The sequence below is a fragment of the Streptomyces sp. NPDC037126 genome (assembly GCF_055605965.1).
Genome location: NZ_JBVJTD010000012.1, coordinates 90,734 through 113,464 on the forward strand (window position 1 = coordinate 90,734; position 22,731 = coordinate 113,464).

At 71.6% G+C, this 22,731-nt stretch carries 23 protein-coding genes and 1 tRNA gene; 11 read left to right on the top strand and 13 right to left on the bottom strand.

Going from position 1 to position 22,731, the window contains the following annotated elements:
* Positions 1-21 precede the first annotated feature (21 nt).
* Positions 22-288 (top strand): hypothetical protein, encoded by a 267-nt coding sequence (locus ACZ7FF_RS25250; RefSeq protein WP_470814540.1) that lies wholly within the window; start codon positions 22-24, stop codon positions 286-288.
* 78 nt (positions 289-366) lie between these two features.
* On the opposite strand, the gene ACZ7FF_RS25255 is transcribed toward ACZ7FF_RS25250, so the two are convergent.
* The 4 genes from ACZ7FF_RS25255 to ACZ7FF_RS25270 form a co-directional block, all read right to left on the bottom strand.
* Positions 367-1,113, bottom strand: a complete 747-nt coding sequence (locus ACZ7FF_RS25255; protein ID WP_470814541.1) for a DUF6227 family protein — start codon at positions 1,111-1,113, stop codon at positions 367-369.
* A gap of 157 nt (positions 1,114-1,270) precedes the next feature.
* Positions 1,271-2,488 carry a L,D-transpeptidase gene (locus ACZ7FF_RS25260; protein WP_470814542.1) on the bottom strand — a complete coding sequence of 406 codons (1,218 nt, stop codon included), beginning with the start codon at positions 2,486-2,488 and terminating at the stop codon, positions 1,271-1,273.
* A gap of 209 nt (positions 2,489-2,697) precedes the next feature.
* Positions 2,698-3,723, bottom strand: coding sequence for a P1 family peptidase (locus tag ACZ7FF_RS25265; RefSeq protein ID WP_470814543.1), 1,026 nt, complete (start codon positions 3,721-3,723; stop codon positions 2,698-2,700).
* A gap of 40 nt (positions 3,724-3,763) precedes the next feature.
* On the bottom strand, positions 3,764-5,002 hold the full coding sequence (locus ACZ7FF_RS25270) for a low temperature requirement protein A (protein ID WP_470814544.1): 1,239 nt from the start codon (positions 5,000-5,002) through the stop codon (positions 3,764-3,766).
* A gap of 119 nt (positions 5,003-5,121) precedes the next feature.
* Here ACZ7FF_RS25270 and ACZ7FF_RS25275 point away from each other — a divergent pair, with 119 nt between their 5' ends.
* Positions 5,122-5,298 carry a hypothetical protein gene (locus ACZ7FF_RS25275; RefSeq protein ID WP_470814545.1) on the top strand — a complete coding sequence of 59 codons (177 nt, stop codon included), beginning with the start codon at positions 5,122-5,124 and terminating at the stop codon, positions 5,296-5,298.
* 91 nt (positions 5,299-5,389) lie between these two features.
* On the opposite strand, the gene mscL is transcribed toward ACZ7FF_RS25275, so the two are convergent.
* The 6 genes from mscL to ACZ7FF_RS25305 form a co-directional block, all read right to left on the bottom strand.
* Positions 5,390-5,848 (bottom strand): large conductance mechanosensitive channel protein MscL, encoded by a 459-nt coding sequence (mscL, locus tag ACZ7FF_RS25280; RefSeq protein ID WP_470814546.1) that lies wholly within the window; start codon positions 5,846-5,848, stop codon positions 5,390-5,392.
* Between the two features lie 138 nt (positions 5,849-5,986).
* A complete protein-coding gene (locus tag ACZ7FF_RS25285) occupies positions 5,987-6,583 on the bottom strand; it encodes a hypothetical protein (RefSeq protein WP_470814547.1) in 597 nt (198 codons plus the stop codon).
* A gap of 205 nt (positions 6,584-6,788) precedes the next feature.
* Entirely contained in the window at positions 6,789-7,622 is an 834-nt protein-coding gene (locus ACZ7FF_RS25290; protein ID WP_470814548.1) for an S-methyl-5'-thioadenosine phosphorylase, read from the bottom strand.
* 100 nt (positions 7,623-7,722) lie between these two features.
* Positions 7,723-8,049, bottom strand: coding sequence for an FmdB family zinc ribbon protein (locus ACZ7FF_RS25295; protein ID WP_470814549.1), 327 nt, complete (start codon positions 8,047-8,049; stop codon positions 7,723-7,725).
* A 67-nt stretch (positions 8,050-8,116) separates the two neighbouring features.
* A complete protein-coding gene (locus ACZ7FF_RS25300) occupies positions 8,117-9,415 on the bottom strand; it encodes an MFS transporter (RefSeq protein WP_470814550.1) in 1,299 nt (432 codons plus the stop codon).
* 280 nt (positions 9,416-9,695) lie between these two features.
* Positions 9,696-11,228: a potassium/proton antiporter gene (locus ACZ7FF_RS25305; RefSeq protein ID WP_470814721.1), complete on the bottom strand. Its 1,533-nt coding sequence runs from the start codon at positions 11,226-11,228 to the stop codon at positions 9,696-9,698.
* A gap of 192 nt (positions 11,229-11,420) precedes the next feature.
* On the opposite strand from ACZ7FF_RS25305, the gene ACZ7FF_RS25310 reads away from it, so the two are divergent.
* Entirely contained in the window at positions 11,421-14,216 is a 2,796-nt protein-coding gene (locus ACZ7FF_RS25310; RefSeq protein WP_470814551.1) for a penicillin acylase family protein, read from the top strand.
* A gap of 63 nt (positions 14,217-14,279) precedes the next feature.
* On the opposite strand, the gene ACZ7FF_RS25315 is transcribed toward ACZ7FF_RS25310, so the two are convergent.
* Complete coding sequence (locus ACZ7FF_RS25315) at positions 14,280-14,861, bottom strand: 5-formyltetrahydrofolate cyclo-ligase (RefSeq protein ID WP_470814552.1); 582 nt, start codon at positions 14,859-14,861, stop codon at positions 14,280-14,282.
* Between the two features lie 133 nt (positions 14,862-14,994).
* Here ACZ7FF_RS25315 and galU point away from each other — a divergent pair, with 133 nt between their 5' ends.
* The 7 genes from galU (at position 14,995) to ACZ7FF_RS25350 (ending at position 20,578) form a co-directional block, all read left to right on the top strand.
* Positions 14,995-15,906 (top strand): UTP--glucose-1-phosphate uridylyltransferase GalU, encoded by a 912-nt coding sequence (gene galU, locus ACZ7FF_RS25320; protein WP_470814553.1) that lies wholly within the window; start codon positions 14,995-14,997, stop codon positions 15,904-15,906.
* A complete protein-coding gene (glp, locus tag ACZ7FF_RS25325) occupies positions 15,903-17,225 on the top strand; it encodes a molybdotransferase-like divisome protein Glp (protein WP_470814554.1) in 1,323 nt (440 codons plus the stop codon). Before galU ends, glp begins: the two co-directional genes overlap by 4 nt.
* Before the next feature lie 128 nt (positions 17,226-17,353).
* Positions 17,354-17,866, top strand: a complete 513-nt coding sequence (gene moaC / locus ACZ7FF_RS25330; RefSeq protein WP_470814555.1) for a cyclic pyranopterin monophosphate synthase MoaC — start codon at positions 17,354-17,356, stop codon at positions 17,864-17,866.
* Entirely contained in the window at positions 17,863-18,363 is a 501-nt protein-coding gene (locus tag ACZ7FF_RS25335) for a MogA/MoaB family molybdenum cofactor biosynthesis protein (RefSeq protein WP_470814556.1), read from the top strand. Before moaC ends, ACZ7FF_RS25335 begins: the two co-directional genes overlap by 4 nt.
* 20 nt (positions 18,364-18,383) lie before the next feature.
* A complete protein-coding gene (locus ACZ7FF_RS25340; RefSeq protein WP_470814557.1) occupies positions 18,384-19,031 on the top strand; it encodes a GNAT family N-acetyltransferase in 648 nt (215 codons plus the stop codon).
* Positions 19,032-19,217: 186 nt separating this feature from the next.
* Positions 19,218-20,411, top strand: a complete 1,194-nt coding sequence (gene sepX / locus ACZ7FF_RS25345; protein WP_470814558.1) for a divisome protein SepX/GlpR — start codon at positions 19,218-19,220, stop codon at positions 20,409-20,411.
* Positions 20,412-20,504: 93 nt separating this feature from the next.
* Positions 20,505-20,578, top strand: a tRNA-Ala gene (locus tag ACZ7FF_RS25350).
* A gap of 49 nt (positions 20,579-20,627) precedes the next feature.
* Here ACZ7FF_RS25350 and ACZ7FF_RS25355 read toward each other — a convergent pair.
* Entirely contained in the window at positions 20,628-21,104 is a 477-nt protein-coding gene (locus ACZ7FF_RS25355; protein ID WP_470814559.1) for a GNAT family N-acetyltransferase, read from the bottom strand.
* 77 nt (positions 21,105-21,181) lie between these two features.
* On the opposite strand from ACZ7FF_RS25355, the gene ACZ7FF_RS25360 reads away from it, so the two are divergent.
* Positions 21,182-21,985 (top strand): exodeoxyribonuclease III, encoded by an 804-nt coding sequence (locus tag ACZ7FF_RS25360; RefSeq protein ID WP_470814560.1) that lies wholly within the window; start codon positions 21,182-21,184, stop codon positions 21,983-21,985.
* Between the two features lie 23 nt (positions 21,986-22,008).
* On the opposite strand, the gene ACZ7FF_RS25365 is transcribed toward ACZ7FF_RS25360, so the two are convergent.
* Positions 22,009-22,626, bottom strand: coding sequence for a MerR family transcriptional regulator (locus ACZ7FF_RS25365; protein ID WP_470814723.1), 618 nt, complete (start codon positions 22,624-22,626; stop codon positions 22,009-22,011).
* Positions 22,627-22,731 lie beyond the last annotated feature (105 nt).

Consider the following 22,731-nt stretch of genomic DNA (forward strand, 5'->3'; position numbering starts at 1 on the left):
CCGTGGTGTGTACTGGAGGGCATGCCAGAGCATGTCTCGAGTCTCCAGTTGGCCGGTGCGGCCGCCCTCACCCTGGCCGGCGTGGCCTGGGCGATCGGTGTCATGCGTCTGCTGCGCCGCTTCCGCACGGAGGCCCTGCGAGAGCTCCCGGCCACCCGCCGACCGGCCACGCGCCTCCCGGTCCTCCCGCCCCAGCCGCAGTCCGGACCGCTGCGGGAGTCGGTCGAGCTGACCCCGGCGGAACGCGACGCCTTCGCCGGGCTGGTACGGCAACTCGGCAGCCGCTGACCGACAGCGGGCCCGCGGCACCCGCCCGCGCCGTCACCGGCCGGGCGTCGGTCTCTCGTCACCCGTCCTGCGCGGGTGTCATCCCAGCCGCGCCGCGCGCCGCTCCATGGCGTCCCGGGCCGCGTCCTCGGACATGTACACCTCGCACATGTGCCGCCCGTCGGGCGTCGCCGTGTGCTCGGCCTCCCACAGGGAGACCTGACTGCCGTCCGGCAGCAGGAACGCGTGCTCGTACAGCGCGTAGCTCAGTCCCACCCGGCCGGCCCGCCCGGGACGTCCGAACGCCTGCGTGATCTCGTGCGCGGTCGCCGTCGCCAGCAGGTCCGCCGTCTCCGCGTCCGGCCGGTCCGGGTTCTCCGCGCGGCGCAGCAGCCGGCGAGCGTGGTCGGCGGAGTCGTCGGAGGCGAACACGTGCCGGGGCTCGGGAATCGCCCACAGCCGCCTCAGCGCGGGCAGCTCCCAGTCCGGCGTCTGGGGCGGCAGCCCGAGCCGGGCCGTGGCGGCCTGCAGTTCCTCCTCGTCGACGTACACCTCGTGTTCCGGGGCCGCGCCCGGGGTGGGGTTGTGCACGAGCTCCCACAGCGTGACCGCCGAACCGTCGGCGAGCAGCCAGGTGTGCCGGTACGTCTCCCGGTGCAGTCCGGCGCTGTGGTGCGCGGAGTACAGCGAACTGTCGTGCGCCAGGGCGCAGTCGAGCCGCCATATGACCTCGTCCGGCAGCTCGAAGGAGTTCAGGGCACGGCCGAGGAGTCGCGCGAGGTGCTCCTCCGGAGACTCGGGCGACTCGGCTGGTTCGTACGCTGCCGTCTCGTACGGAACGCTCAAGGCATCTCCCGGCGTTGCTGCATGTCACCTTGTGGGTGCATACCGTAGCCCCTCGGTCGGACATCATGTCCGGGAACCGAGAAAACGTGCGCCGGGAAAACGCGCGGGCCGCGCGAGAAGTTCCCGCGCGGCCTCACATACGGTCAGAACCCGCCACTCAGACGGCACTTCCGGCGGTCCAGGCGTTCCAGGACATGTTCCAGCCGTTGAGGCCGTTGTCCGGGGCGACCGTCGTGTCGGGGGAGTTCTTCACGATCACGACGTCGCCCACGAGCGAGTTGTCGAAGAACCACTTCGCCGTCGTCGCGCCCTGGGCGCCCTGCACGTCCGCGAGGCCGACGCAGCCGTGGCTGGTGCCCTCCCGGCCGAACGGCGGGTTGCCCTTGTCGTACCAGTAGTTGCCGTGGATGAACGTCCCCGACGACGTCAGTCGCATCGCGTGCGGCACGTCCGCGATGTCGTACTCCCCGCCGAAGCCGACCGTCGAGCCGTTCATGCGCGTCTGCGTGAACTTCTCGGAGATCACCATCTGCCCGTTGTACGTGGTGTGCTGCGCGCCGCCGGAGGAGATCGGCACGGTCCGGAACGTCCGGCCGTCCCGCACCACGGTCATCGTCTGCGTGCGGGCGTCGACCGTGGAGACCTGCGACCGCCCGACGGTGAAGGAGACGGTCTTCTTCTGCACCCCGTAGACGCCCTTGGCGCCCCGGACCCCGTCGAGGTCGACCCGCATCGTGACCTTGGAACCGGCCTTCCAGTACTCCTGGGGCCGGAAGTCCAGCCGCCGGTCGCCGAACCAGTGCCCGACGACCTGCTGCCCGCTGCTGGAGTTCACCGTGATGTGGGACTGCACGGCCTTCTTGTCGGTGATCGACTTGTCGAAGGCGAACGACACCGGCATGCCCACCCCGACCGTCGTGCCGTTGTCGGGGGTGTAGGTGCCGATGAAGCTGTTGGCCGTGGTGACGGTGGTGAAGATGGAGTTCGCCGCCGCCGTGCGCCCGCCGGAGTCCTTGGCGGTCGCGGCTATCTGGTACTTCGTGCCGCGCTCCAGCTGGTGCTCGGGCTTCCAGACGCCGCCGTCCGCCGACAGCGACCCCGGCACCGTCTGTCCCGACCCGGCCACGGTCATCTTCACGCCGGTCAGCCTGCCGCCGCTGACCTTCACCCCGGTCGCGTTGATGGACGCGTCCGTCGAACCGTCCTTGGCCGAGATCACGATCCTGGCCGCCGACGTCCTGGGGGCGCCGGCGCCGCCCTTGCCCTCGTCGTCGGCATTGGCGTTGCCGCCGCACGCGGTCAGGCCGAGGGCGCCGACCGCCAGGGCGGCACAGGCCACCAGTGCGCGCCGCGCTGTAATGTCCGGCGTTGTCACGGGCTGCTCCAGGTTCGTGTGATGTGCGTGATCCGTTCCAGTGCGTGAACGAAGAGGGCGGCGGCGCCCGTCGGGGTTCCGCGCGATTTCCTTGGACGCCATCACGTGACAGAACCGCGACAAATTCACGGCCCCCGGCCGCGGACCGGCCCCGCCCACACCGCTACGACTGCTCCGCCCACCCCGCCACGACTGCCCGTCCCGGACCGCTACGGCTGCCCGTACAACTCCCGGTACGACGGCCACGACCCACCCGGCCCGTCCACCGACTCCGCCGCGCGCACGGCCCGTACGATCGCGCAGGTCACCAGATCGGCGCCCGCGGCGAGGATCTCGTTGAGCGCCAGCGGGTGCGCGTCCAGCGGGCGTGCACCGGTCGCCAGCGCGAACACCGTGTCCCCGTCGTGCAGGAGATGCACCGGCCGCACGGCGCGTGCGATGCCGTCGTGCGCCGTGCCCGCGAGCTTCTGCGCCTGGGCCTTGGTCAGGTCCGCGTCCGTCGCGACCACCGCGAGGGTCGTGTTGAGCGGCGGCGGCGCGTTCCGGGCGGCGGCCTCCTCCAGACGCCGGCAAGCGGCCTCGTGCACGCTCTGCTCCGGAAAGGCCATCCGCCCCTGGAACAACTCCCCGTACAGCACCCCCGTTTCCGGATCCATCACCGAGCCGGCGGCGTTGGCGACCGCCAGCGCGGCCACCGTGACGCCCGAGTCGAGCACCGTGCTCGCGGTGCCCACCCCGCCCTTGAGCCGCCCCGCCACGGCTCCCGTCCCGGCCCCCACACAGCCCTGGGCCACCCCGGCGTCCGGCGTACTCACCGCCGCGGCCTCCACCGCCGCGCGCCCCGTCGCCGCGTCCGGCCGGGCCCGGAAGTTCCCGCCGCGCCCCAGGTCGAAGACGCAGGCGGCGGGCACCACCGGCACGACATGCCCGGGATCCGTCCCCACCGGCACGCCCCGCTGCTGCTCCTCCAGCCAGGCCATCACCCCGGACGCCGAGTCGAGGCCGTAGGCGCTGCCGCCCGTGAGGACGACGGCGTCGACCCTCTGCACCACGTTGCGCGGGTCGAGGGCGTCGGTCTCCTTGGTGCCGGGCCCGCCGCCGCGCACGTCGACGGCGGCGACGGCGCCGCCCAACGGAGCGAGGACGACGGTGGTGCCGGTGAGCCAGCCGTCCCCGGTGCGGGTGGCGTGCCCCACCCGGAGTCCGGCGACGTCGGTCAGTGCGTCAACTGTCATGCGGGCCAGTCTGGCCCAGCCGCGGACGCCTTCCGGGGTCTCAACCGGCCGACGTGGCGGCGCCCGTCCGGGCCTCGCGTGCTGCCATCCGCGCCGTCAGCGTCACCCCCGTCGCCACCGCCGCCGAGGTGACCAGCCCCGTCGCGAGCACCGCCCAGTCGCCCAGGAAGGTGCAGCAGAGCACCAGCGCGGCGGCGACCGGCAGCACCAGTTGCTGGGCGATGCCGACCTTGAAGTGCCGCGAGTGCAGCGCCCAGACAGTGAGCAGGTACAGCGCCGTCGGCAGGGTCACGGCCGCCGAAGCGGCCGCGGTGGACAGGGGTGACTTGCCGACCGTCTGCTCCACGGCCACCTCCAGGCCCGCGCCGATCGCCGCGGCCGAGGAGAAGATCAGGTAGTGGCCGTAACCCCACAGGAAGGACTGCCGGTTGGAGCGCAGGTGCCCGTGGATGGGCACCACGAAGTAGATCCACCACGCGGAGAAGACGATGAGGAGCCCGCCCGCCGCGATCGGCAACAGCTCGCCCAGTGCGTCGTGCTCGTCCACGGCGGACTTCACGGCCACCGTGGCCGCGGAGATCGTCTCGCCGAGCACGATGATCGTGAACAGGCCGTAGCGCTCGGCGATGTGGTGCGGGTGCCAGGAGGTCGTGGCGGCCCTCTCGGCGTACAGCGGTACGCACATCTCCGCGATCGCCATCACGAGGAACACCCAGGGCCGGGCGGGCCCGGGCAGCACCACCAGCCCCACCCAGCCGACCTGGCACAGCAGCACGCCGCAGGCGTACCGGAGGGCCATCGAGCGCTCGCCGCCCTGGGCCGACCTCGCTGCCCTGAGCCACTGCGTGGCCATCGCCAGCCGCATGATCACGTAGCCGATCCAGACCACCAGGTAGTCGTGGCGCTGGAAGGCCTGGGAGATGCCGGCGGCGAGCACCAGGACGCCGGCGATCTGCACCAGGGTGACGATCCGGTAGAGCACGTCGTCGTTGTCGTACGCCGAGGCGAACCAGGTGAAGTTCATCCAGGCCCACCAGATGGCGAAGAACAGCATCGCGTAGTCGAGGACGCCGTCGCCCGCGTGCCCCTGCGCGACGGCGTGCACCAGCTGCACACCCGCCTGCGCGATCGCCACGACGAAGCACAGGTCGAACAGGAGCTCCAGTGGCGAGGAGACCCGGTGCGCCTCGTGGCGCCCGCGGGCGGTGAGCCGTTGCAGGGGGCTGGAAGGGCGGTGCGTGCCCGACGGGGCCGGCGCTGGAGCGGAACTCGACATCATGCTTCCCAGGACAGCAGAAAACCGTCCTGAAATCCCTGCCGCCCCGACGGACGGCCGTCCGGGCCCGGGGCCCTCGCTCCGCCGCAGGGCCGCCCGGGCCGGGGCCGTACCCTGGACGCATGAGCACCGCCCCCGAACCCGAGCCGCGCACTCCGACGCCCGCGCTGGTCTTCGACGATCCACTGGACCAGCAGTCCTCGGACGACACCGACCGCGGATGGGGCGAGCGGCCGGACCGCGACAGCGCCGCGGAACTGAAGCGCTTCCTCGACGAGAAGCCGCCCCACCACCTCTGAGCGGGCCACCACCTTCGAGTCGTCCGCCGCTTTCGAGCCTTCCGCCAGCTCGGCGTCCTCCGGCAGCTCAGCGCTGTCCGTGCGAGCGCCGCTAGCGCTGGTCGTGCCCGGCGCCGCGCTGTGCGACCAGCGCGTCGCGGATCTCCTTGAGCACCTCCAGCTCGGTCACCTCCATGACCTCCTGGGCGCCCTCCCGCGCCGCCTTGCGCGCCGCCTGCCGGGCGAGGAACTTCGCCATCGGCAGGACCATCAGGAAGTACACCACCGACGCGGTGATCAGGAAGGTCAGCGCGGCGCCCAGGACGGAGCCCCACATCAGCCGGATCCCCTGCGTCCCGTGGCAGGACGAGCTGAGGCACGAGTTGTAGTTGTCCAGGTTCTGCGTCCCGATCGTGCCGACCAGTGGGTTGATGATCCCCTTCACCACTGAGTTGACGATGTTCGAGAAGGCCGCGCCGATGACCACCGCGACTGCCAGATCGACGACGTTGCCGCGCATCAGGAAGGCCTTGAAGCCCTGCCAGATGCCCGGTTCCTGCTTCGCGCTCACCTAGGGGACTCTCCTCGCATGCACAGGTTGTGGAAGAAAACCCTCCGCAACCTACGTCACGATGCCGCCGTTGTGTCCAATCCCGTCGCTCGAATGCTGGACTCGACGGCAAGCCTCCTGGCGATCGACGCGGCCGGTTCACCACATCGTCACCGCCAGTCGCGCCGTGGCACTCGCGCCGACCAGGCGTGCCGCCGTGGTGCGCGGCACCGACAGGACGACCAGCGCGCCGCTCTCGGCCGCGCCGCCCAGCGGCTCCGGCACCCTTGTCACCCGCACACCGCGCGCGAGCACCCTGGCGCCGCCTCCGGCCGACGGTTCCTCGGCGGCGATGACGTCGACCCGGTCGCCGGGCCGCAGCAGCCGGACCGTGGCGGCGTCGGCGATCCGCACCGGCGCGGTCACCAGATCCGCCGCTCGGTGCCGTCGTACCGGTTCCGCGGCCGGGTGCCCGCGGGCGCGCTGGGTGTCGTGCGGTTCCGCCGTGGTGCGCGGGCCGGCGGCCACGAGCACGGCCGCGGTCACCGCGAGACCGGCCGCGACCGCCCGCCCGCGGCGCCGTACCAGCCGTTGCAGTCCGTACCGGCCGCCGCGCACCCGCACGGGAGGGAACGGTGGCACCTCGCAGGTCGCGGGGGCGTCCGTCCCCAGGGGACGTGGGAGCCGGAGGGGCGGCGGCAACGGGGATCGGGCCGGCGTGGGAAAGACGGAAACGGAGGGAGAGGGAGCAGACAAGGGCGACGGGGAAGCGGGGTGGGACGGGAGCGGGGACGAAGGCACGGGGATCACCGCCTGCGACGAGGGATTCGGCTTGCGAACCCACGATGAGGCCTCCCGCCGAAGTCCGCCGGAGCCCGTGGACCGCCGCACGCCTGTGGAAAACCCACCCACCCGAACGGGGAACTCCGCCTTCGCCGCCCGCCCAGGCGGACCGGCTGCGCTACGGCAGTTCGAAGCCCGGGTCCATCCCGCCGAGCGCGCCGGCGCACAGGCAGTCACGCGCCCCGGCCTCCGGCAGCGCGGCCACCGCGTCGAACAGCACCCCGCGCAGCCGGTCCACGTTGGCGGCGAACACCCGCAGCACCTCCTCGTGGGAGACGCCCTCGCCGGTCTCGGCGCCCGCGTCGAGGTCGGTGACCAGGGTCAGCGACGTGTAGCAGAGCTCCAGCTCCCGGGCGAGCGCCGCCTCCGGGTGGCCGGTCATGCCCACGACCGACCAGCCCTGCGCCTGGTGCCACAACGATTCGGCACGCGTGGAGAAACGCGGTCCCTCGACCACGACCAGCGTGCCGCCGTCCACCGGCTCCCAGTCCCGTCCGCGGGCGGCCTTCAGCGCCGCGGAGCGTCCGGCGGGGCAGTAGGGGTCGGCCATGGAGACGTGCACGACGTTCGGCACGGCGCCGCCGGGCAGCGGCAGCCCGTCGAAGTAGCTCTGCGCCCTGGACTTCGTACGGTCCACGAACTGGTCGGGTACGAGCAGGGTGCCGGGGCCGTACTCGGGGCGCAGACCGCCCACCGCGCAGGGGCCGAGGACCTGGCGGACGCCGACGGAGCGCAGCGCCCACAGGTTGGCGCGGTAGTTGATGCGGTGCGGGGGCAGATGGTGGCCGCGGCCGTGCCGGGGCAGGAAGGCGACCCGTCGGCCGGCGATCTCGCCGAGGAAGAGGGAGTCGCTGGGCGGCCCGTAGGGGGTGTCCACCGGGACCTCGGTCACGTCGTCGAGGAACGAGTAGAAGCCCGAACCGCCGATTACGCCGATCTCTGCGTTCGCCATGACCAGCACACTAGCTGGCCTCGAAGGCACGGGGGAGCCGGTGCCGGGGAACGCCGAGGGCCCCGCCGTCGTACGACGGCAGGGCCCGGAGCGAGAGGTCTCAGGCGGCGGAGCTGCTGGTGGAGCTCGACGAGGACGACGAGGACGACGAGGACGCAGACGTCGACGAGGACGTGGACGTCGAGCTCGACTTCGAGTCGGACGACGACGAGCCGGACGACTTCGACGCCGGGCTGCTGCTCGACGTGGAGCCGCGGGAGTCGTTGCGGTAGAAGCCGGAGCCCTTGAAGACGATGCCGACCGCGGAGAACACCTTCTTCAGGCGGCCACTGCAGTTGGGGCACACGGTCAGGGCGTCGTCGGTGAACTTCTGCACCGCCTCGAGGCCCTCGCCGCACTCGGTGCACTGGTACTGATAAGTCGGCACTGTCTTCCTCCTGGCACTCTTACTCAGTGAGTGCTAACGACGATCCATAGTGACGTATTCCCGGGGATCAGTCCACCGTCACCGGCACGCGGTGACCGACGCCACGTGCGACGGTCAGGTTCCGCGGCCGCGCGACCAGCCGGGAGCGCAGCGACAGCAGGGTCACCAGCGCGAGCACGGTGCCGGCCGCGGGGACCAGGAATCCGGCGCCGCCCCACAGCCGGTCCTCGAGCTGTCCGGCGACGGTGACGGCGGCCGCCTGGCCGAGCGCGACCGCGCCGGTCAGCCAGGTGAAGGCCTCGGTCCGGGCACCGGCCGGGACCAGGCCCTCGACCAGCGTGTAGCCGGTGATCAGCGCCGGCGCGATGCACATGCCGACCAGCAGGCCGAGTCCCGCGAGCAGCAGCACCGAGTGCGCCGTCCACAGGGCGGACGCGGTGATCGCGAGCGCCGTGTAGCCGATGACCAGACGGTGCCGGGGCGCGGCCTTCCAGGCGATGGCGCCGCAGACGATGCCGGAGAGCATGTTGCCGGCGGCGAAGACGCCGTACAGGACGCCGTTCAGGCCGGGCTGCCCGATGGACTCGGTGAAGGCCGCGAGGGACACCTGCATGCCGCCGAAGACGGAGCCGATGCCCAGGAAGGTCACGACCAGCACGCGCACACCCGGGACGCGCAGCGCCGAGACCTGCTTCGCGCGCGCGTGCCCGTCCTCGTCGGTCACCGGCGGCTGCGTGCTCTTCTGCGCGGCGAACAGCAGGCCGCCGACGAGGGTCAGCGCACCCTCGGTGACCAGGCCCGCCGCCGGTGCGACCGCGGTGCACAGCGCGGTCGCCAGCAGGGGGCCGAAGACGAAGGTCAGCTCGTCCGTGACCGACTCGAAGGCGGCCGCGGTGGACATCAGGGGCGAGCCCTGGAGCTTCACGCCCCAGCGCGCCCGCACCATGGGGCCGACCTGCGGCACCGAGGCGCCGGTGGGCACGGCCGCGAGGAAGAGCGCCCACAGGGGTGCGTGGGCCAGTGCGAGCGCCGTCAGGGACAGGCCCGACAGGGTGTGCACCAGGACGCCGGGGATCAGTACGGCGCGCTGGCCGTAGCGGTCGGCCAGGCGGCCGCTGTAGGGCGCGAACAGTGCCATGGACACACCGGTCGCGGCGGCGGCGGCACCTGCGGCGCCGTAGGAGCCGGTGGTGTGCTGCACCAGCAGCACGATGGAGATGGTGAGCATCGCGAACGGCTGGCGTGCCGCGAAGCCGGGGAGCAGGAAGGTCCAGGCGCCGCGGGTGCGCAGCAGGTGCCCGTATCCGGGGCGGGAGGAGGCCGTCGAGGTCTTCGCCGGCTCGTCGGTGGTGACCGTGGATCCCACGGCCCGTGCCTTTCTGCCGCCTGGTAGCGCGTGCCCCGTGAGGGCCCGGGCGCCGAGAGCTGTCCTCTTGCGCGGACTGCGGTAGATACCGGCGCCCACGAGGAGTGTGGGGGGCGTACGGCCGCCATACGGTCGCGCCAGCTCTGCGTCAGGCAGAGTTGGTTCGATCAGGGTGCCCCTTCATCGTACAGGGATCACCGCCCGGCACGGCTGTGAAAACGAGCACCACCGAGGCGGCCACCTGTGATTTCCCGGGGCGTGAGCCGTACGAAACGTCCGCTCAACGCGAGCCGCCCGTGCCGGCCCCGTCCGTGCCGAGCCAGTCGGCCAGCTTGCCGCCGTGGGCGACCGCGCGCAGCCGTCGTTCCGCCGCGTCGCGGACCGGGTCGGTGGCGACGACGAGCAGCTCGTCGCCGTGCCGCAGCACCGTGGTGGGCCCGGGAACGAACGATTTTTCGTCGCGTACGACGAGGGTCACGGCGGCCCCCGGCGGCAGCCGCAGCTCGTGGACCTCCACGCCGTGCATGCGCGAGTCGCCGGAGACCGACACGGACAGCAGGTGCCCGCGCAGCCGCTCCAGTGGTGCCGACTCGATGCCGAGGTCGGAGGCCTCGCCCTCCTCGCCCAGCTGCAGCCTGCGGGCCAGCCAGGGCAGCGTCGGGCCCTGCACGAGCGTGTAGACGACGACCAGCACGAAGACGATGTTGAAGATGCGGTGGCTGTCGGAGACACCGTTCACCATCGGGATCGTCGCCAGGATGATGGGTACGGCGCCGCGCAGCCCCGCCCATGACATGAGGGTCTGCTCCTGCCAGGGCACGCGGAAGGGCGCCAGGCTGAGGACCACGCTCAGCGGGCGGGCCACCATGGTCAGCGCCATGCCGATGACGAGGGCGGGCCAGACGTCGTCGCCCAGCTCGTGCGGGCTGACCAGCAGGCCGAGCACGACGAACATGCCGATCTGGGCGATCCAGCCGAGCCCCTCGGCGAACCCGCGGGTGGCCGGCCAGTGGGGGAGCCTCGCGTTGCCGAGCATCATCGAGGCCAGATAGACGGCCAGGAAGCCGCTGCCGTGCGCCAGGGCGCCGGCCGCGTACGCCGTGACGGCGATCGCCAGCACGGCGATCGGGTAGAGGCCGGACGCGGGCAGTGCCACGTGCCTGAGTCCCCAGGAGCCGACCCAGCCCACCGCGATCCCCATGGCCGCGCCGATGGCCAGCTCCAGGACTATCTCGCCCAGCAGGACGTACCAGTGCTCGACCGGGCCCGCCGTGGAGAAGGCGACGACCAGGATGACCACCGGGGCGTCGTTGAACCCCGACTCCGCCTCCAGCGTGCCCGTCACGCGCGCGGGGAGGGGAATTCTGCGCAGCACGGAGAAGACCGCCGCCGCGTCCGTGGACGACACCACCGCGCCGATGATCAGCGCCTGCCGCCACTCCAGCCCGACCAGGTAGTGCGCACCCGCCGCGGTCACACCCACGCTGACGGCGACGCCCGCCGTCGCCAGGACGCAGGCGGACGACAGGACCGGCTTCACCTCCTTCCACTTCGTGCCCAGGCCGCCCTCGGCGAGGATCACGACCAGCGCCGCGTATCCCATGACCTGGGTCACTTCGGCGCTGTTGAACTGGATGTGGCCGATGCCGTCCTGGCCCATCAGGACGCCGATCCCCAGGTAGACGAGCAGGCTGGGGAGCCCGCTGCGGGAGGAGACCCGCACGGCCGCGACGGCGACGAGCAGGACGAGGGAGCAGACGAGCAGGAGCTGGTTGAGGTGGTGGACGGTCAGCGGCGTTTCCTCCCCTGAGATCTTCGGTTACTTCGTTACCTTACCTAAGTCTTGACGCTTTCTTGACGCTTTTCGAGGCAAGATCGAACGCTCTTGCGTGCCGGTTCCCGACTCCGCGTCAAGGCGGCGAGGGCCCTGCGCCTATGGTTGCTCCAGCGCTCATTCAAAGTCACAGCCCGACCTGCCGCTCGCGTTAGGACAGCAAGGACAGCGATGCCCCCCAACACCACCGCCACAACGGGTGACACCGCCACCTCGGGTGCCACGTCCGTCACGTCCGGCAGGAAGAAGGGGCGCAAAGCCCGACTGATCGTGCTGGTGCTGGTCCTCGCCATCATCGGGGGCATCGCCTACGGCGCGTACTGGTCGATCAGCACCGTGCGCGCCTCCTTCCCGCAGACCAAGGGAACGATCACCCTCCAGGGCCTGTCCGGGCCGGTGGACGTCAAGCGGGACGGCAACGGCATCCCGCAGATCTACGCGTCCTCCGACGAGGACCTGTTCATGGCGCAGGGCTACGTCCAGGCGCAGGACCGGTTCTACGAGATGGACGTGCGCCGCCACATGACCTCCGGGCGCCTGTCGGAGATGTTCGGCAAGAGCCAGGTCAAGAACGACGAGTTCCTGCGCACGCTCGGCTGGGACCGGGTCGCCAAGCAGGAGTACGACACCAAGCTGTCGGCCGCCACGAAGTCGTACCTCCAGGCGTACTCCAAGGGGGTCAACGCCTACCTCCAGGGCAAGGACGGCAAGGACATCTCCCTGGAGTACGCGGCCCTGGGCCTCACCAACGACTACAAGCCGTCGCAGTGGACCCCGGTCGACTCCGTCTCCTGGCTGAAGGCGATGGCCTGGGACCTGCGCGGCAACATGCAGGACGAGATCGACCGCGCCCTGATGACGAGCCGCCTCGGCCCGCAGCAGATCCAGGACCTGTACCCGGAGTACCCCTACAGCCGCAACAAGCCGATCGTGCAGCAGGGCCAGTACAACGAGCTGACCAGGACCTTCCAGCAGAGCGGCGCGACGGGCACGCCCGGCGGCACGGAGACCTCTCGGGGCACGACGGCCACGACCGGCTCCTCCACCTCGGCCGCCGGCGGACCGGGCCTCACGAGCCAGCTGGCGGGCCTCTACAACGTCCTGGACAACGTCCCCACGGCCGTCGGCGTGAACGGCCAGGGCATCGGCTCCAACTCCTGGGTCGTCGGCGGCCGGTACACCATCACCGGCAAGCCGCTGCTCGCCAACGACCCGCACCTGTCGGCGTCCCTGCCGTCCGTCTGGTACCAGATGGGCCTGCACTGCCGGACCGTGTCCGCCAAGTGCCAGTACGACGTCACCGGCTACACGTTCGCCGGCATGCCCGGTGTGATCATCGGCCACAACGCGGACATCGCCTGGGGCATGACCAACTCCGGGGTCGACGTCACCGACCTGTACCTGGAGAAGGTCACCGGCAACGGCTACCTCTACGACGGCAAGGTCCGCCCCTTCCGCACCCGCGAGGAGACCATCAAGGTCGCCGGCGGCGCCTCCAAGTCGATCGTCGTCCGCCAGACCCAGGACGGGATGCCGCTGCTGTCCGACCGTGACGACGAACTCGTCCAGGTCGGCAAGCGGGCCACGGTCAACACCGCCGCACCCGACCGCGGCGACGGCTACGGCATCGCCCTGAGGTGGACCGCGCTCGACCCGGGCACCTCCATGGATGCCGTCTTCGCCCTCGACAAGGCGGCCGACTGGACCGGCTTCCGCGCCGCGGCCGCGAAGTTCGACGTGCCCTCGCAGAACCTGGTCTTCGCGAGCACCGACGGCCACATCGGCTACACGCTGCCCGGCAAGATCCCCACGCGCACCTCCGTGGACGACGGCTCCATCCCCGCGCCGGGATGGGACTCGAAGTACCGCTGGACCGGCTTCATCAAGCAGGACGAGCTGCCCTACGAGTACGACCCCAAGCGCGGCTACATCGTCACCGCCAACCAGGCCGTGGTCGACAAGGACAAGTACCCCTACACGCTCACCACCGACTGGGGCTACGGCACCCGCAGCCAGCGCATCACCGACCTGATCGAGTCCAAGATCAAGGACGGCGGCAAGATCTCCACCGACGACATGCGCCAGATGCAACTGGACAGCAGCAGCGAGATCGCCAAGCTCCTGGTGCCGAGGCTGCTGAAGATCAACCTCCCGGACAAGGACGTCCGCGACGCGCAGAAGCTGCTGGAGGGCTGGGACTACACCCAGGACGCCGACTCCGCGGCGGCCGCCTACTTCAACTCCGTCTGGCGCAACATCCTCAAGCTCGCCTTCGGCAACAAGCTCCCCAAGGAGCTGCGCGTCCAGGGGCAGTGCCTGTGGGTCGACAAGATCGACAGCACCGGCCCGCTGGACGACGACTCCAAGGTGCGCGAGTGCGGTGAGCGCGACACCGACCAGGCCCAGCCCGACGGCGGTGACCGCTGGTTCGAGGTCGTGCGCACCCTGATGGACAAGCCGAACAGCGACTGGTGGAAGACGCCCAGGTCGGGCACCCGCCCCGCGGCGAACAACATGGACCAGCTCTTCGAGCGCGCCATGATCGACGCCCGCTGGGAGCTGACCGCCAAGCTCGGCAAGGACATCGACACCTGGAGCTGGGGCCGGCTGCACCGCCTGTTCCTGAAGAACCAGACGCTCGGCACCGACGGCCCCGAGGTCCTGCAGTACATCCTCAACCGCGGCCCCTGGAAGCTCAGCGGCGGCGAGGCCACGGTGAACGCGACCGGCTGGAACGCCGCCGGCGGCTACAACGTCGTCTGGGTGCCGTCCATGCGGATGGTCGTCAACCTCGCCGACCTCGACAAGTCCAAGTGGATCAACCTGACCGGCGCCTCCGGGCACGCCTTCAGCGCGCACTACACGGACCAGACGGGCATGTGGGCCAAGGGCGAGCTGCTGCCCTGGGCGTTCTCCGACAAGGCGGTCGACAAGAGCACGAGCGACACCCTCGTCCTCAAACCGTGAGCATCCGGCACACCGGAAACGGCCCTCCACGCGCGCGTGGAGGGCCGTTTCGCACGAGGGCCCTCAGTCGCTCGTGAAGCGGCGCACCCCGGAGGGGGTCACCACCGCGTGCACCGGCCGGTCGTGCTCCCGCGCCGGCACGCGCGCGACGACCTCCGAGTCGTACAGGAGCACCACGAGCCGGGGCCGGACGCCCGCGCGGTCCAGACGCGCCAGCACACGGTCGTACGACCCCCCGCCGCGCCCCAGGCGCATCCCGCGCTCGTCGACCGCGAGCCCGGGCAGCAGCACGACGTCCGCGTCCGTCACGGCACCGGCGCCCAGGCGCTCGCCCGAGGGCTCGAACAGGGGCATTTTTCCGCCATGTTGGATCAGGGCCAGGGAGTCGGCGCCGGTGTACGCGCCCCAGTCCAGATCGTTGTCGGGCAGCAGCGCCGGGAGCAGTACCCGCACGCCCCGCGCGCGCAGCGCGTCGAGCAGGGTGAGCGTGCCGGGCTCGCTCCCGACGGAGACGTACGCGGCGACCGTGCGCGCGTCCGTCAGTTCGGGCAGCTCCAGGGCGCGCGCCGCCAGCGCGCGGCCCGTCTCGCGTACGTCATCCGGCGTCAACCTGTTCCTCACCGCCAGGAACTCCCGCCGAAACATTCGCTTGTCACTGTCGTCCGTGCGTCCGTCGTGTTCCACTGGTCGTTCTCGCGCCCTTTCCTAATGCAGTCATAAAGGGTCAACCAACCGGAGCCACAGTTTTCCCACAAAGGCACCGGATAAGGTTGCGGGCATGACTCAGTCCCACCCCAGGATCAGCAAGGCTGTCATTCCCGCGGCAGGTCTTGGCACCCGGTTCCTGCCGGCCACCAAAGCCACTCCCAAGGAGATGCTGCCGGTCGTCGACAAGCCGGCGATCCAGTACGTGGTCGAGGAGGCCGTGGCGGCGGGACTCGACGACGTCCTCATGATCACCGGCCGCAACAAGCGCCCCCTCGAGGACCACTTCGACCGCAACTACGAGCTGGAGTCGGCCCTCGAGAAGAAGGGCGACGAGAAACGGCTCGCGAAGGTGCAGGAGTCAAGTGACCTGGCGACCATGCACTACGTCCGCCAGGGCGACCCCAGGGGCCTCGGCCACGCCGTGCTGTGCGCCGCCCCGCACGTCGGCCACGAGCCCTTCGCCGTGCTCCTCGGCGACGACCTGATCGACCCGCGCGACCCGCTCCTCCAGCGCATGATCGACATCCAGGAGCAGCACGGCGGCAGCGTGGTCGCCCTCATGGAGGTCGCGCCCGAGCAGATCCACATGTACGGCTGCGCGGCCGTGGAGGCCACCTCCGAGGACGACGTGGTGCGGGTGACCGGGCTGGTCGAGAAGCCGGAGCCGGCGGACGCCCCGTCCAACTACGCGATCATCGGCCGCTACGTCCTCGACCCGCACATCTTCGAGATACTCCGCAAGACCGAGCCGGGCCGCGGCAACGAGATCCAGCTCACCGACGCGCTGCAGCAGCTCGCCGAGGACGAGAAGGTCGGCGGCCCCGTGCACGGCGTCGTCTTCCACGGCCGCCGCTATGACACCGGAGACCGTGGCGACTATCTGCGTGCCATTGTCAGACTCGCATGCGAACGTGAAGACCTGGGACCGGACTTCCGGACCTGGCTTCGCAGTTACGTAGCCGAGGAGATGCAGCAATCTTGAGCAGCGCCGCGACCCGCCCCGCCGGCCCGGACGACCTGTGGTCGGTGGACGAGCACCTGGAGGACATCCTCTCCACGGTCCGCCCCCTCGAACCCATCGAGCTGCAACTGCTCGACGCCCAGGGCTGTGTCCTGGTCGACGACGTCACGGTGCCGGTCTCCCTGCCGCCCTTCGACAACAGTTCCATGGACGGGTACGCGGTACGGGTCGCGGACGTGTCCGGCGCGAGCGAGGAGTTCCCGGCCGTCCTGGAGGTCGTCGGGGACGTCGCGGCGGGCGCGGCCGACCCGGTCCGGGTCGGGCCCGGCCAGGCCGCCCGCATCATGACCGGTGCCCCCCTGCCGCCCGGCGCCGAGGCCGTCGTGCCCGTCGAGTGGACCGACGGCGGACTCGGCGAGGGCCCGGTCAGCGGCATGCGGGCGCGCGGCTCGGCCCCCGAGGGTGCCTCGGGCCAGGTGCGCATCCACCGCCCCGCGGAGGCACGCGCGCACGTGCGCGCCAAGGGCGGCGACGTGAAGGCCGGCGACCTCGCGCTGGAGGCCGGGACCATCCTCGGCCCGCCGCAGATCGCGCTGCTCGCCGCCATCGGCCGCGGCACGGTCCGGGTGCGCCCGCGCCCGCGCGTGGTCGTGCTGTCCACCGGCAGCGAACTCGTCCAGCCCGGCGAGGAACTGCGCGACGGGCAGATCTTCGACTCCAACAGCTTCGCCCTCACCGCCGCCGCGCGGGACGCGGGCGCCATCGCCTACCGGGTGGGCGCCGTCGCCGACGACGTCGAGACGCTGCGGTCCACCGTCGAGGACCAGCTGATCCGCGCCGACCTGCTGGTGACCACCGGAGGGGTGAGCGTCGGGGCGTACGACGTGGTCAAGGAGGCCTTGTCGCACGTCGGCGACGAGGACGAGGCCGGCGGCGGCATCGAGTTCCGCAAGCTGGCCATGCAGCCGGGCAAGCCCCAGGGCTTCGGCTCCATCGGCCCCGACCACACGCCCCTGCTGGCCCTGCCCGGCAACCCCGTGTCGTCGTACGTCTCCTTCGAGCTGTTCGTCCGGCCGGCGATCCGTGCCCTGATGGGCCTCGGTGACGTCCACCGGCCCCGCACCCGGGCCACGCTGAAGGCGGACCGGGCGCTGCGCTCGCCCAAGGGACGCCGCCAGTTCCTGCGCGGCAGCCACGCCGGGGGCGAGGTGGTCCCGGTCGGCGGCGCCGGCTCCCACCTGGTCGCGGCACTGGCGCACGCAGACGCGCTGATCGTCGTCCCCGAGGACGTGGAGTCCGTCGAGCCCGGCACCGACGTGGAGGTCGTACTGCTCGGCTGAGCACGCGCGCCTGCCCGTCCGCAGGACGATCCTGGTCGGCCACGCGCGCGGGCGGGGCGGTACCGTGTCGCGCACAACAGGCCCGTGCACCGCACCGCGACGGGCCCGGACCGGGAGCGCCACACAGCATGACTGAGCCTTTCCGGGGGGAGACCCCCGGCCCCGTCGCGCAGGACCGACTGACGCACATCGACGACGCGGGCGCCGCCCGCATGGTCGACGTGTCCGGCAAGGAGGTGACCGCGCGCACCGCCCGCGCGTCCGGCCGCGTCCTCGTCTCCCCCCGCGTGGTGGAACTGCTGCGCGGCGAGGGGATGCCCAAGGGCGACGCGCTCGCCACCGCCCGGATCGCGGGCATCATGGGCGCCAAGCGCACCCCCGACCTCATCCCGCTGTGCCACCCGTTGTCGGTGTCCGGTGTGACACTGGATCTGTCGGTCGCGGACGACGCCGTGGAGATCCGGGCCACCGTGAGGACGACGGACCGCACGGGCGTCGAGATGGAGGCCCTCACCGCGGTGACGGTCGCCGCGCTCACCGTGATCGACATGGTCAAGGCGGTCGACAAGGGAGCGGTCATCACGGACGTACGCGTGGAGGAGAAGACGGGCGGCAAGTCGGGCGACTGGAGCCGGGCATGACCTACCGCGCTCTGGTGGTCACCGCCTCCAACAGGGCGGCGGCGGGCGTCTACGAGGACCGGGGCGGCCCGCTGATCGCCGACGGCCTCAAGCGCTTCGGCTTCGACGTCGACGGCCCCCGGGTGGTCCCCGACGGGGACCCCGTGGAGGCGGCCCTGCGCGCGGGTGCCGACGCCGGGTACGACGCCATCGTCACCACCGGCGGCACCGGTGTCTCGCCCACCGACCGCACCCCCGAGGCGACCCGCGCGGTGATCGACTACGAGGTCCCGGGCATCGCGGAGGCCATCCGGGCGTTCGGCCGGGAGAAGGTGCCGACCGCCGCCCTGTCCCGGGGCCTTGCCGGAGTGGCGGGGCGGACCCTGATCGTCAATCTGCCGGGGTCCACCGGCGGGGTGCGGGACGGCCTCGCCGTCCTGGAGCCTCTGCTGGCCCACGCCGTCGACCAGATCCGCGGCGGCGACCACCCCAGACCCAGTAGTGGGGGTGCGAGCTGAACAGCCCATCCTGGCCGGTCGTGCTCGCGGACGGAGATGTCGTCCTCCGGCCGATAAAGCTGCGCGACCAACGGGTCTGGCGCGAGGTGAACCGGCGCAACCGGGACTGGCTGCGCCCCTGGGAGGCGACCATCCCGCCGCCCACGCCGAGCGGTCCCATAGCGCACCGGCCGACCTACCGCCAGATGGTCCGGCACTTGCGCGCCGAGGCGAACGCGGGCCGGATGCTGCCGTTCGTCATCGAGTACCAGGGGCGCCTCGTCGGGCAGTTGACGGTCGCCGGGATCACCTGGGGGTCGATGTGCTCGGGCCACATCGGCTACTGGGTGGACGAGTCGGTGGCCGGGCGCGGCGTGATGCCCACGGCCGTGGCGCTCGTGGTCGACCACTGTTTCCACGCCGTCGGACTGCACCGTATCGAGGTCTGCATTCGCCCCGAGAACCGGCCCAGCCGCCGGGTCGTGGAGAAACTCGGATTCCGCGAGGAGGGGCTCAGGCCCCGCTATCTGCACATCGACGGGGCCTGGCGCGACCATCTCGTCTTCGCGCTCACCGCGGAGGAGGTGCCGGACGGTTTGCTCGGGCGCTGGCAACGGGCACGCTCCCAGCAGCACCGGCACGAGCCGCGGCACACGGAGCGCGAGAACACTCCGGGGAATCCCGCCTAGCCGCGGAAATTGAATATATGTTCGAAAATGATCGCCTGACGACCGGCTCATGGCATTGAATTCACGCCAGGAGGCCCGCCGCTGATCGCATCGGTCGCAAAAAAAGCTGGAAATATCAGCCAGATCGTGCGACACACCGGCCCAATTGGCCGATGGCTTCGAGCAAACCCCTCTACCGTGTGAGGCGTGAGCAGCAGCGGCCTCATCTACGCAGTCATTGTCGGGGCCTGGGCCGCCTACTTGGTGCCGATGTGGCTCCGTAGGCAGGACGAGCTGAACGAGGCCCGTCCGACGGAACGCTTCAGCACCGCCATCCGGCTGCTGTCCGGACGGGCGGGGATGGAGCGCCGATACGCCAGGGACCTGCGGGCACGCTCCGCCCAGGAGGGGGAGCCGGACACCGGCGAGCCGGACGCAGCCACCGACTCGGTGGACGTCCGGGCCTTCGCCCTGCCTCCGACCCGCCGTCAGGTCCACGCCGAGACCGGGCCCGAGACACCCCGCACCACGGAACCGGCGCACGAGCCGGCGCACGAGCGCCCCGCCCCGCCGGCCCCCAGGTCCGCCTTCGTGCCCGCGCAGCAGCGCGATCCCGCGGCAGCGCGCAACTCGGCGCAGGCGGCGGCACGTGCCCGGCGCTCGAAGGTGCTCGCGCGCCGTCGGCGCACCACCGTGATGCTCTTCTTCGCCTTCACCCTCGGCGCCGTCGTCGCGGCCGTCGGCGGACTCGCCTTCCTGTGGGCGCCCGGCGTGCCCGCCGTGCTGCTCAGCGCGTACATCGCCCATCTGCGCACCCAGGAACGCCGCCGCTTCGCCTACCAGATGGACCGCCGGCGCGCCGAGGCCGCGGCCCAGCGGCTGCGCGAGCGCCAGCCGCGCCGCCGCGCGCAGCTCGACACCGACCTCGGCGCCGACGAACCGGAAGAGGGCCCAGGAGCCGACACCGATCCCGGCCTCTCCGCGCTGGCCGCCGACCGGCGCGCCCTCGTCGAGCAGACCGACCACGCCGAGTGGGTCGACCAGCAGCAGCGCGAGCGGCAGCGGCGGCCCGGGCACGGGGACAGCTGGGACCCGGTACCGGTCCCGCTGCCGACGTACGTGACCGCGCCGGTCGCCCCGCGCGCCACCTCCGACGTCGATCTGGGCGGCCCCGACATCTGGAGCTCGGCACGCTCCAGCTCGGTCGCACCCGAGCACGAGGCGAGCCACGCGCCGGAGGCCGAGGCGGACGAGCAGGCGGCCGCGGCCGGCGACAAGCCCGCCGACGGCCGCAGCGACGCCCGCCGTGCGGCCTCCGCCCGCCGGGCCCGCGAGCGCGTGCGCACCCCGCTCTTCGACCAGTACGAGGAAGGCGGCCGCCCCCGCGCGGCCAACGAGTGACGGCCGCCACACCCCGCGAAGCCGCCCCCTGACCAGTCCGGGAACGGATTTCCAAGCACCCCGATCGGGATGCTAAAGTTTCACTCGTTGCAAGGGCCTGTGGCGCAGTCCGGTAGCGCACCTCGTTCGCATCGAGGGGGCCAGGGGTTCAAATCCCCTCAGGTCCACGCAGCATGAAGCCCCAGTCGGTGAAAACCGACTGGGGCTTCAGCACATCTACAGCCGCTTCGCGAAGCAGCGGCTCTCCTCGTGGTGGCGGTAGTAGCCGAACTTCACGCACGGTTCGTAGCCGCTGGACTCGTACAGGGCGATGGCCTCCGGCTGGGCGCTGCCCGTCTCCAGGACCATGCGGGCGCGGCCGGCCGTGCGGGCGTCCTCCTCCAGGGCCGCGAGCATGCGGCGGGCCAGGCCCCGGCCGCGCATCATGTCGATCACGTACATGCGCTTGAGCTCGGCGTCGCCGTCCTCGTTGCCGTGCCCGTTGCGGTCCTGGCTGCGCCAGCCGCCGGTGGCCACCGGGCGGTCGAGCTCGTCGTAGGCGATCAGGTACACACCGGCGGGCGGGTCGAAGTCCTCGGGGGCGAGGACGGTGGCGTCGCCCTCGTCGCCGTAGCGCAGGCGGTACTCGGCCTGGACCTCGTCGTTGAGCTTGACGGCGTCGGGGTGGTCGAAACGGACGCGGCGAATATTCATGCTGGGTATCGTACTTCTATGCAGTAGCGGACATCGGGTCGTGCTGGCTCCGTCCAGTGTGCCGGTATCGTGCCCTGGTGCTGACTGTGACCTCGGTGAACGTGAACGGGCTGCGAGCCGCCGCCAAGAAGGGCTTCGTGGAGTGGCTCGCCCGGACCGACGCGGACGTCGTCTGCCTGCAGGAGGTGCGCGCCGAGCCGCACCAGCTGCCCGACGAGGTCCGGCAGCCCGAAGGCTGGCACGTCGTGCACGCCCCGGCCGCCGCCAAGGGCCGCGCGGGCGTCTCCCTCTACACGCGGCGTGAGCCCGACCGGGTCCGGATCGGCTTCGGATCGGCCGAGTTCGACGGCAGCGGGCGCTACGTCGAGGCCGATCTGCCCGGCGTGACCGTCGCCTCCCTCTATCTGCCCTCCGGCGAGGTCGGCACCGAGCGGCAGGACGAGAAGATCCGCTTCATGGGCGAGTTCCTCGCCCACCTCAAGGGGGTGCGCGAGCGGGCCGCCGCCGACGGGCGCGAGGTGGTCGTCTGCGGCGACTGGAACATCGCCCACCAGCAGGCCGACCTCAAGAACTGGCGCGGCAACACCAAGAACTCCGGCTTCCTCCCGGAGGAGCGTGAATGGCTCGGCCGGGTCTTCGCCCCGGAGGAGGGCGGCTACGTCGACGTCGTACGCTCCCTGCACCCGGACATGGAGGGCCCGTACACCTGGTGGTCGTACCGGGGCCGGGCCTTCGACAACGATTCGGGATGGCGCATCGACTACCAGGCCGCCACGCCGGGCCTGGCCGCCAGGGCCGTCAAGGGTGTGGTCGAGCGCGCGGCCACGCATGGTGAGCGCTGGTCGGACCATGCCCCGGTGACCGTCGTCTACGACCGCTAGCGGCGCCGCTCAGTCGGTCTTGCTCATCTCTTGCTCATCCGCCGGTCCAGGGCCAGGGAGAGTTCTGCTTCGACCACGCTGCGGGCGAGGGGGCGCAGGCGGTGGAGGTCTTCTTCGGGGGCGTGGCGCAGGATCAGGACGGTGAAGAGTTCGGCCAGGGCCTCGGCGTGCTCGCGGACGCGGGCGCCGGCGGTGAGGACCTCGGCGAGCGGGATGCCCTCGCGGACGAGCGCGGAGGAGACGTCCAGCAGGCGGCGGCTGATGTGGACGATCTCGTCGCCGTCGGTGCCCAGGTAGCCGAGGTCCATGGCGGCGGCGAGGTTCTCCGGGGTGACCTCGCCCTCGAAGCGGGCGGCGAGTTCCTCGGGGGTGAGGCGGACCGGCTCCTCCTCGGTCGGGGTGCCGACGCCGATCAGGTCGGCGACGTTGCGGCCCTGGTCGAGGGCCTCCGCGAGTTCCGCGATGCCGTTCAGCGTGTGGCCGCGCTCCAGCAGGGCCGCGATGGTGCGCAGCCGGGCCAGGTGGTGCTCGTCGTACCAGGCGATACGGCCCTCGCGGCGGGGTGGCGGGAGCAGCCCCCGCTCGCGGTAGAAGCGCAGGGTGCGCACGGTGATGCCGGCCTGCCGGGCCAGCTCCTCCATGCGGTACTCGCGCCGGGTCTCGGGCCCTGCCTCCGGGTGTTCTGCGTCCTCTGCCACGCCCGCAGCCTATGGCGTACCGCCGGTAACTTTCCTTCCCGCACCCCC

Bases quoted from the DNA above. Each gene is read 5' to 3' on its own strand.
- ACZ7FF_RS25355 (WP_470814559.1), bottom strand. From the start codon at position 21,104: ATGAATATTCGCCGCGTCCGTTTCGACCACCCCGACGCCGTCAAGCTC.
- ACZ7FF_RS25250 (WP_470814540.1), top strand. From the start codon at position 22: ATGCCAGAGCATGTCTCGAGTCTCCAGTTGGCCGGTGCGGCCGCCCTC.
- ACZ7FF_RS25315 (WP_470814552.1), bottom strand. From the start codon at position 14,861: ATGTTTCGGCGGGAGTTCCTGGCGGTGAGGAACAGGTTGACGCCGGAT.
- ACZ7FF_RS25335 (WP_470814556.1), top strand. From the start codon at position 17,863: ATGACCTACCGCGCTCTGGTGGTCACCGCCTCCAACAGGGCGGCGGCG.
- galU (WP_470814553.1), top strand. From the start codon at position 14,995: ATGACTCAGTCCCACCCCAGGATCAGCAAGGCTGTCATTCCCGCGGCA.
- ACZ7FF_RS25275 (WP_470814545.1), top strand. From the start codon at position 5,122: ATGAGCACCGCCCCCGAACCCGAGCCGCGCACTCCGACGCCCGCGCTG.
- ACZ7FF_RS25365 (WP_470814723.1), bottom strand. From the start codon at position 22,626: ATGGAGGAGCTGGCCCGGCAGGCCGGCATCACCGTGCGCACCCTGCGC.
- ACZ7FF_RS25270 (WP_470814544.1), bottom strand. From the start codon at position 5,002: ATGATGTCGAGTTCCGCTCCAGCGCCGGCCCCGTCGGGCACGCACCGC.
- ACZ7FF_RS25290 (WP_470814548.1), bottom strand. From the start codon at position 7,622: ATGGCGAACGCAGAGATCGGCGTAATCGGCGGTTCGGGCTTCTACTCG.
- moaC (WP_470814555.1), top strand. From the start codon at position 17,354: ATGACTGAGCCTTTCCGGGGGGAGACCCCCGGCCCCGTCGCGCAGGAC.
- ACZ7FF_RS25310 (WP_470814551.1), top strand. From the start codon at position 11,421: ATGCCCCCCAACACCACCGCCACAACGGGTGACACCGCCACCTCGGGT.
- ACZ7FF_RS25265 (WP_470814543.1), bottom strand. From the start codon at position 3,723: ATGACAGTTGACGCACTGACCGACGTCGCCGGACTCCGGGTGGGGCAC.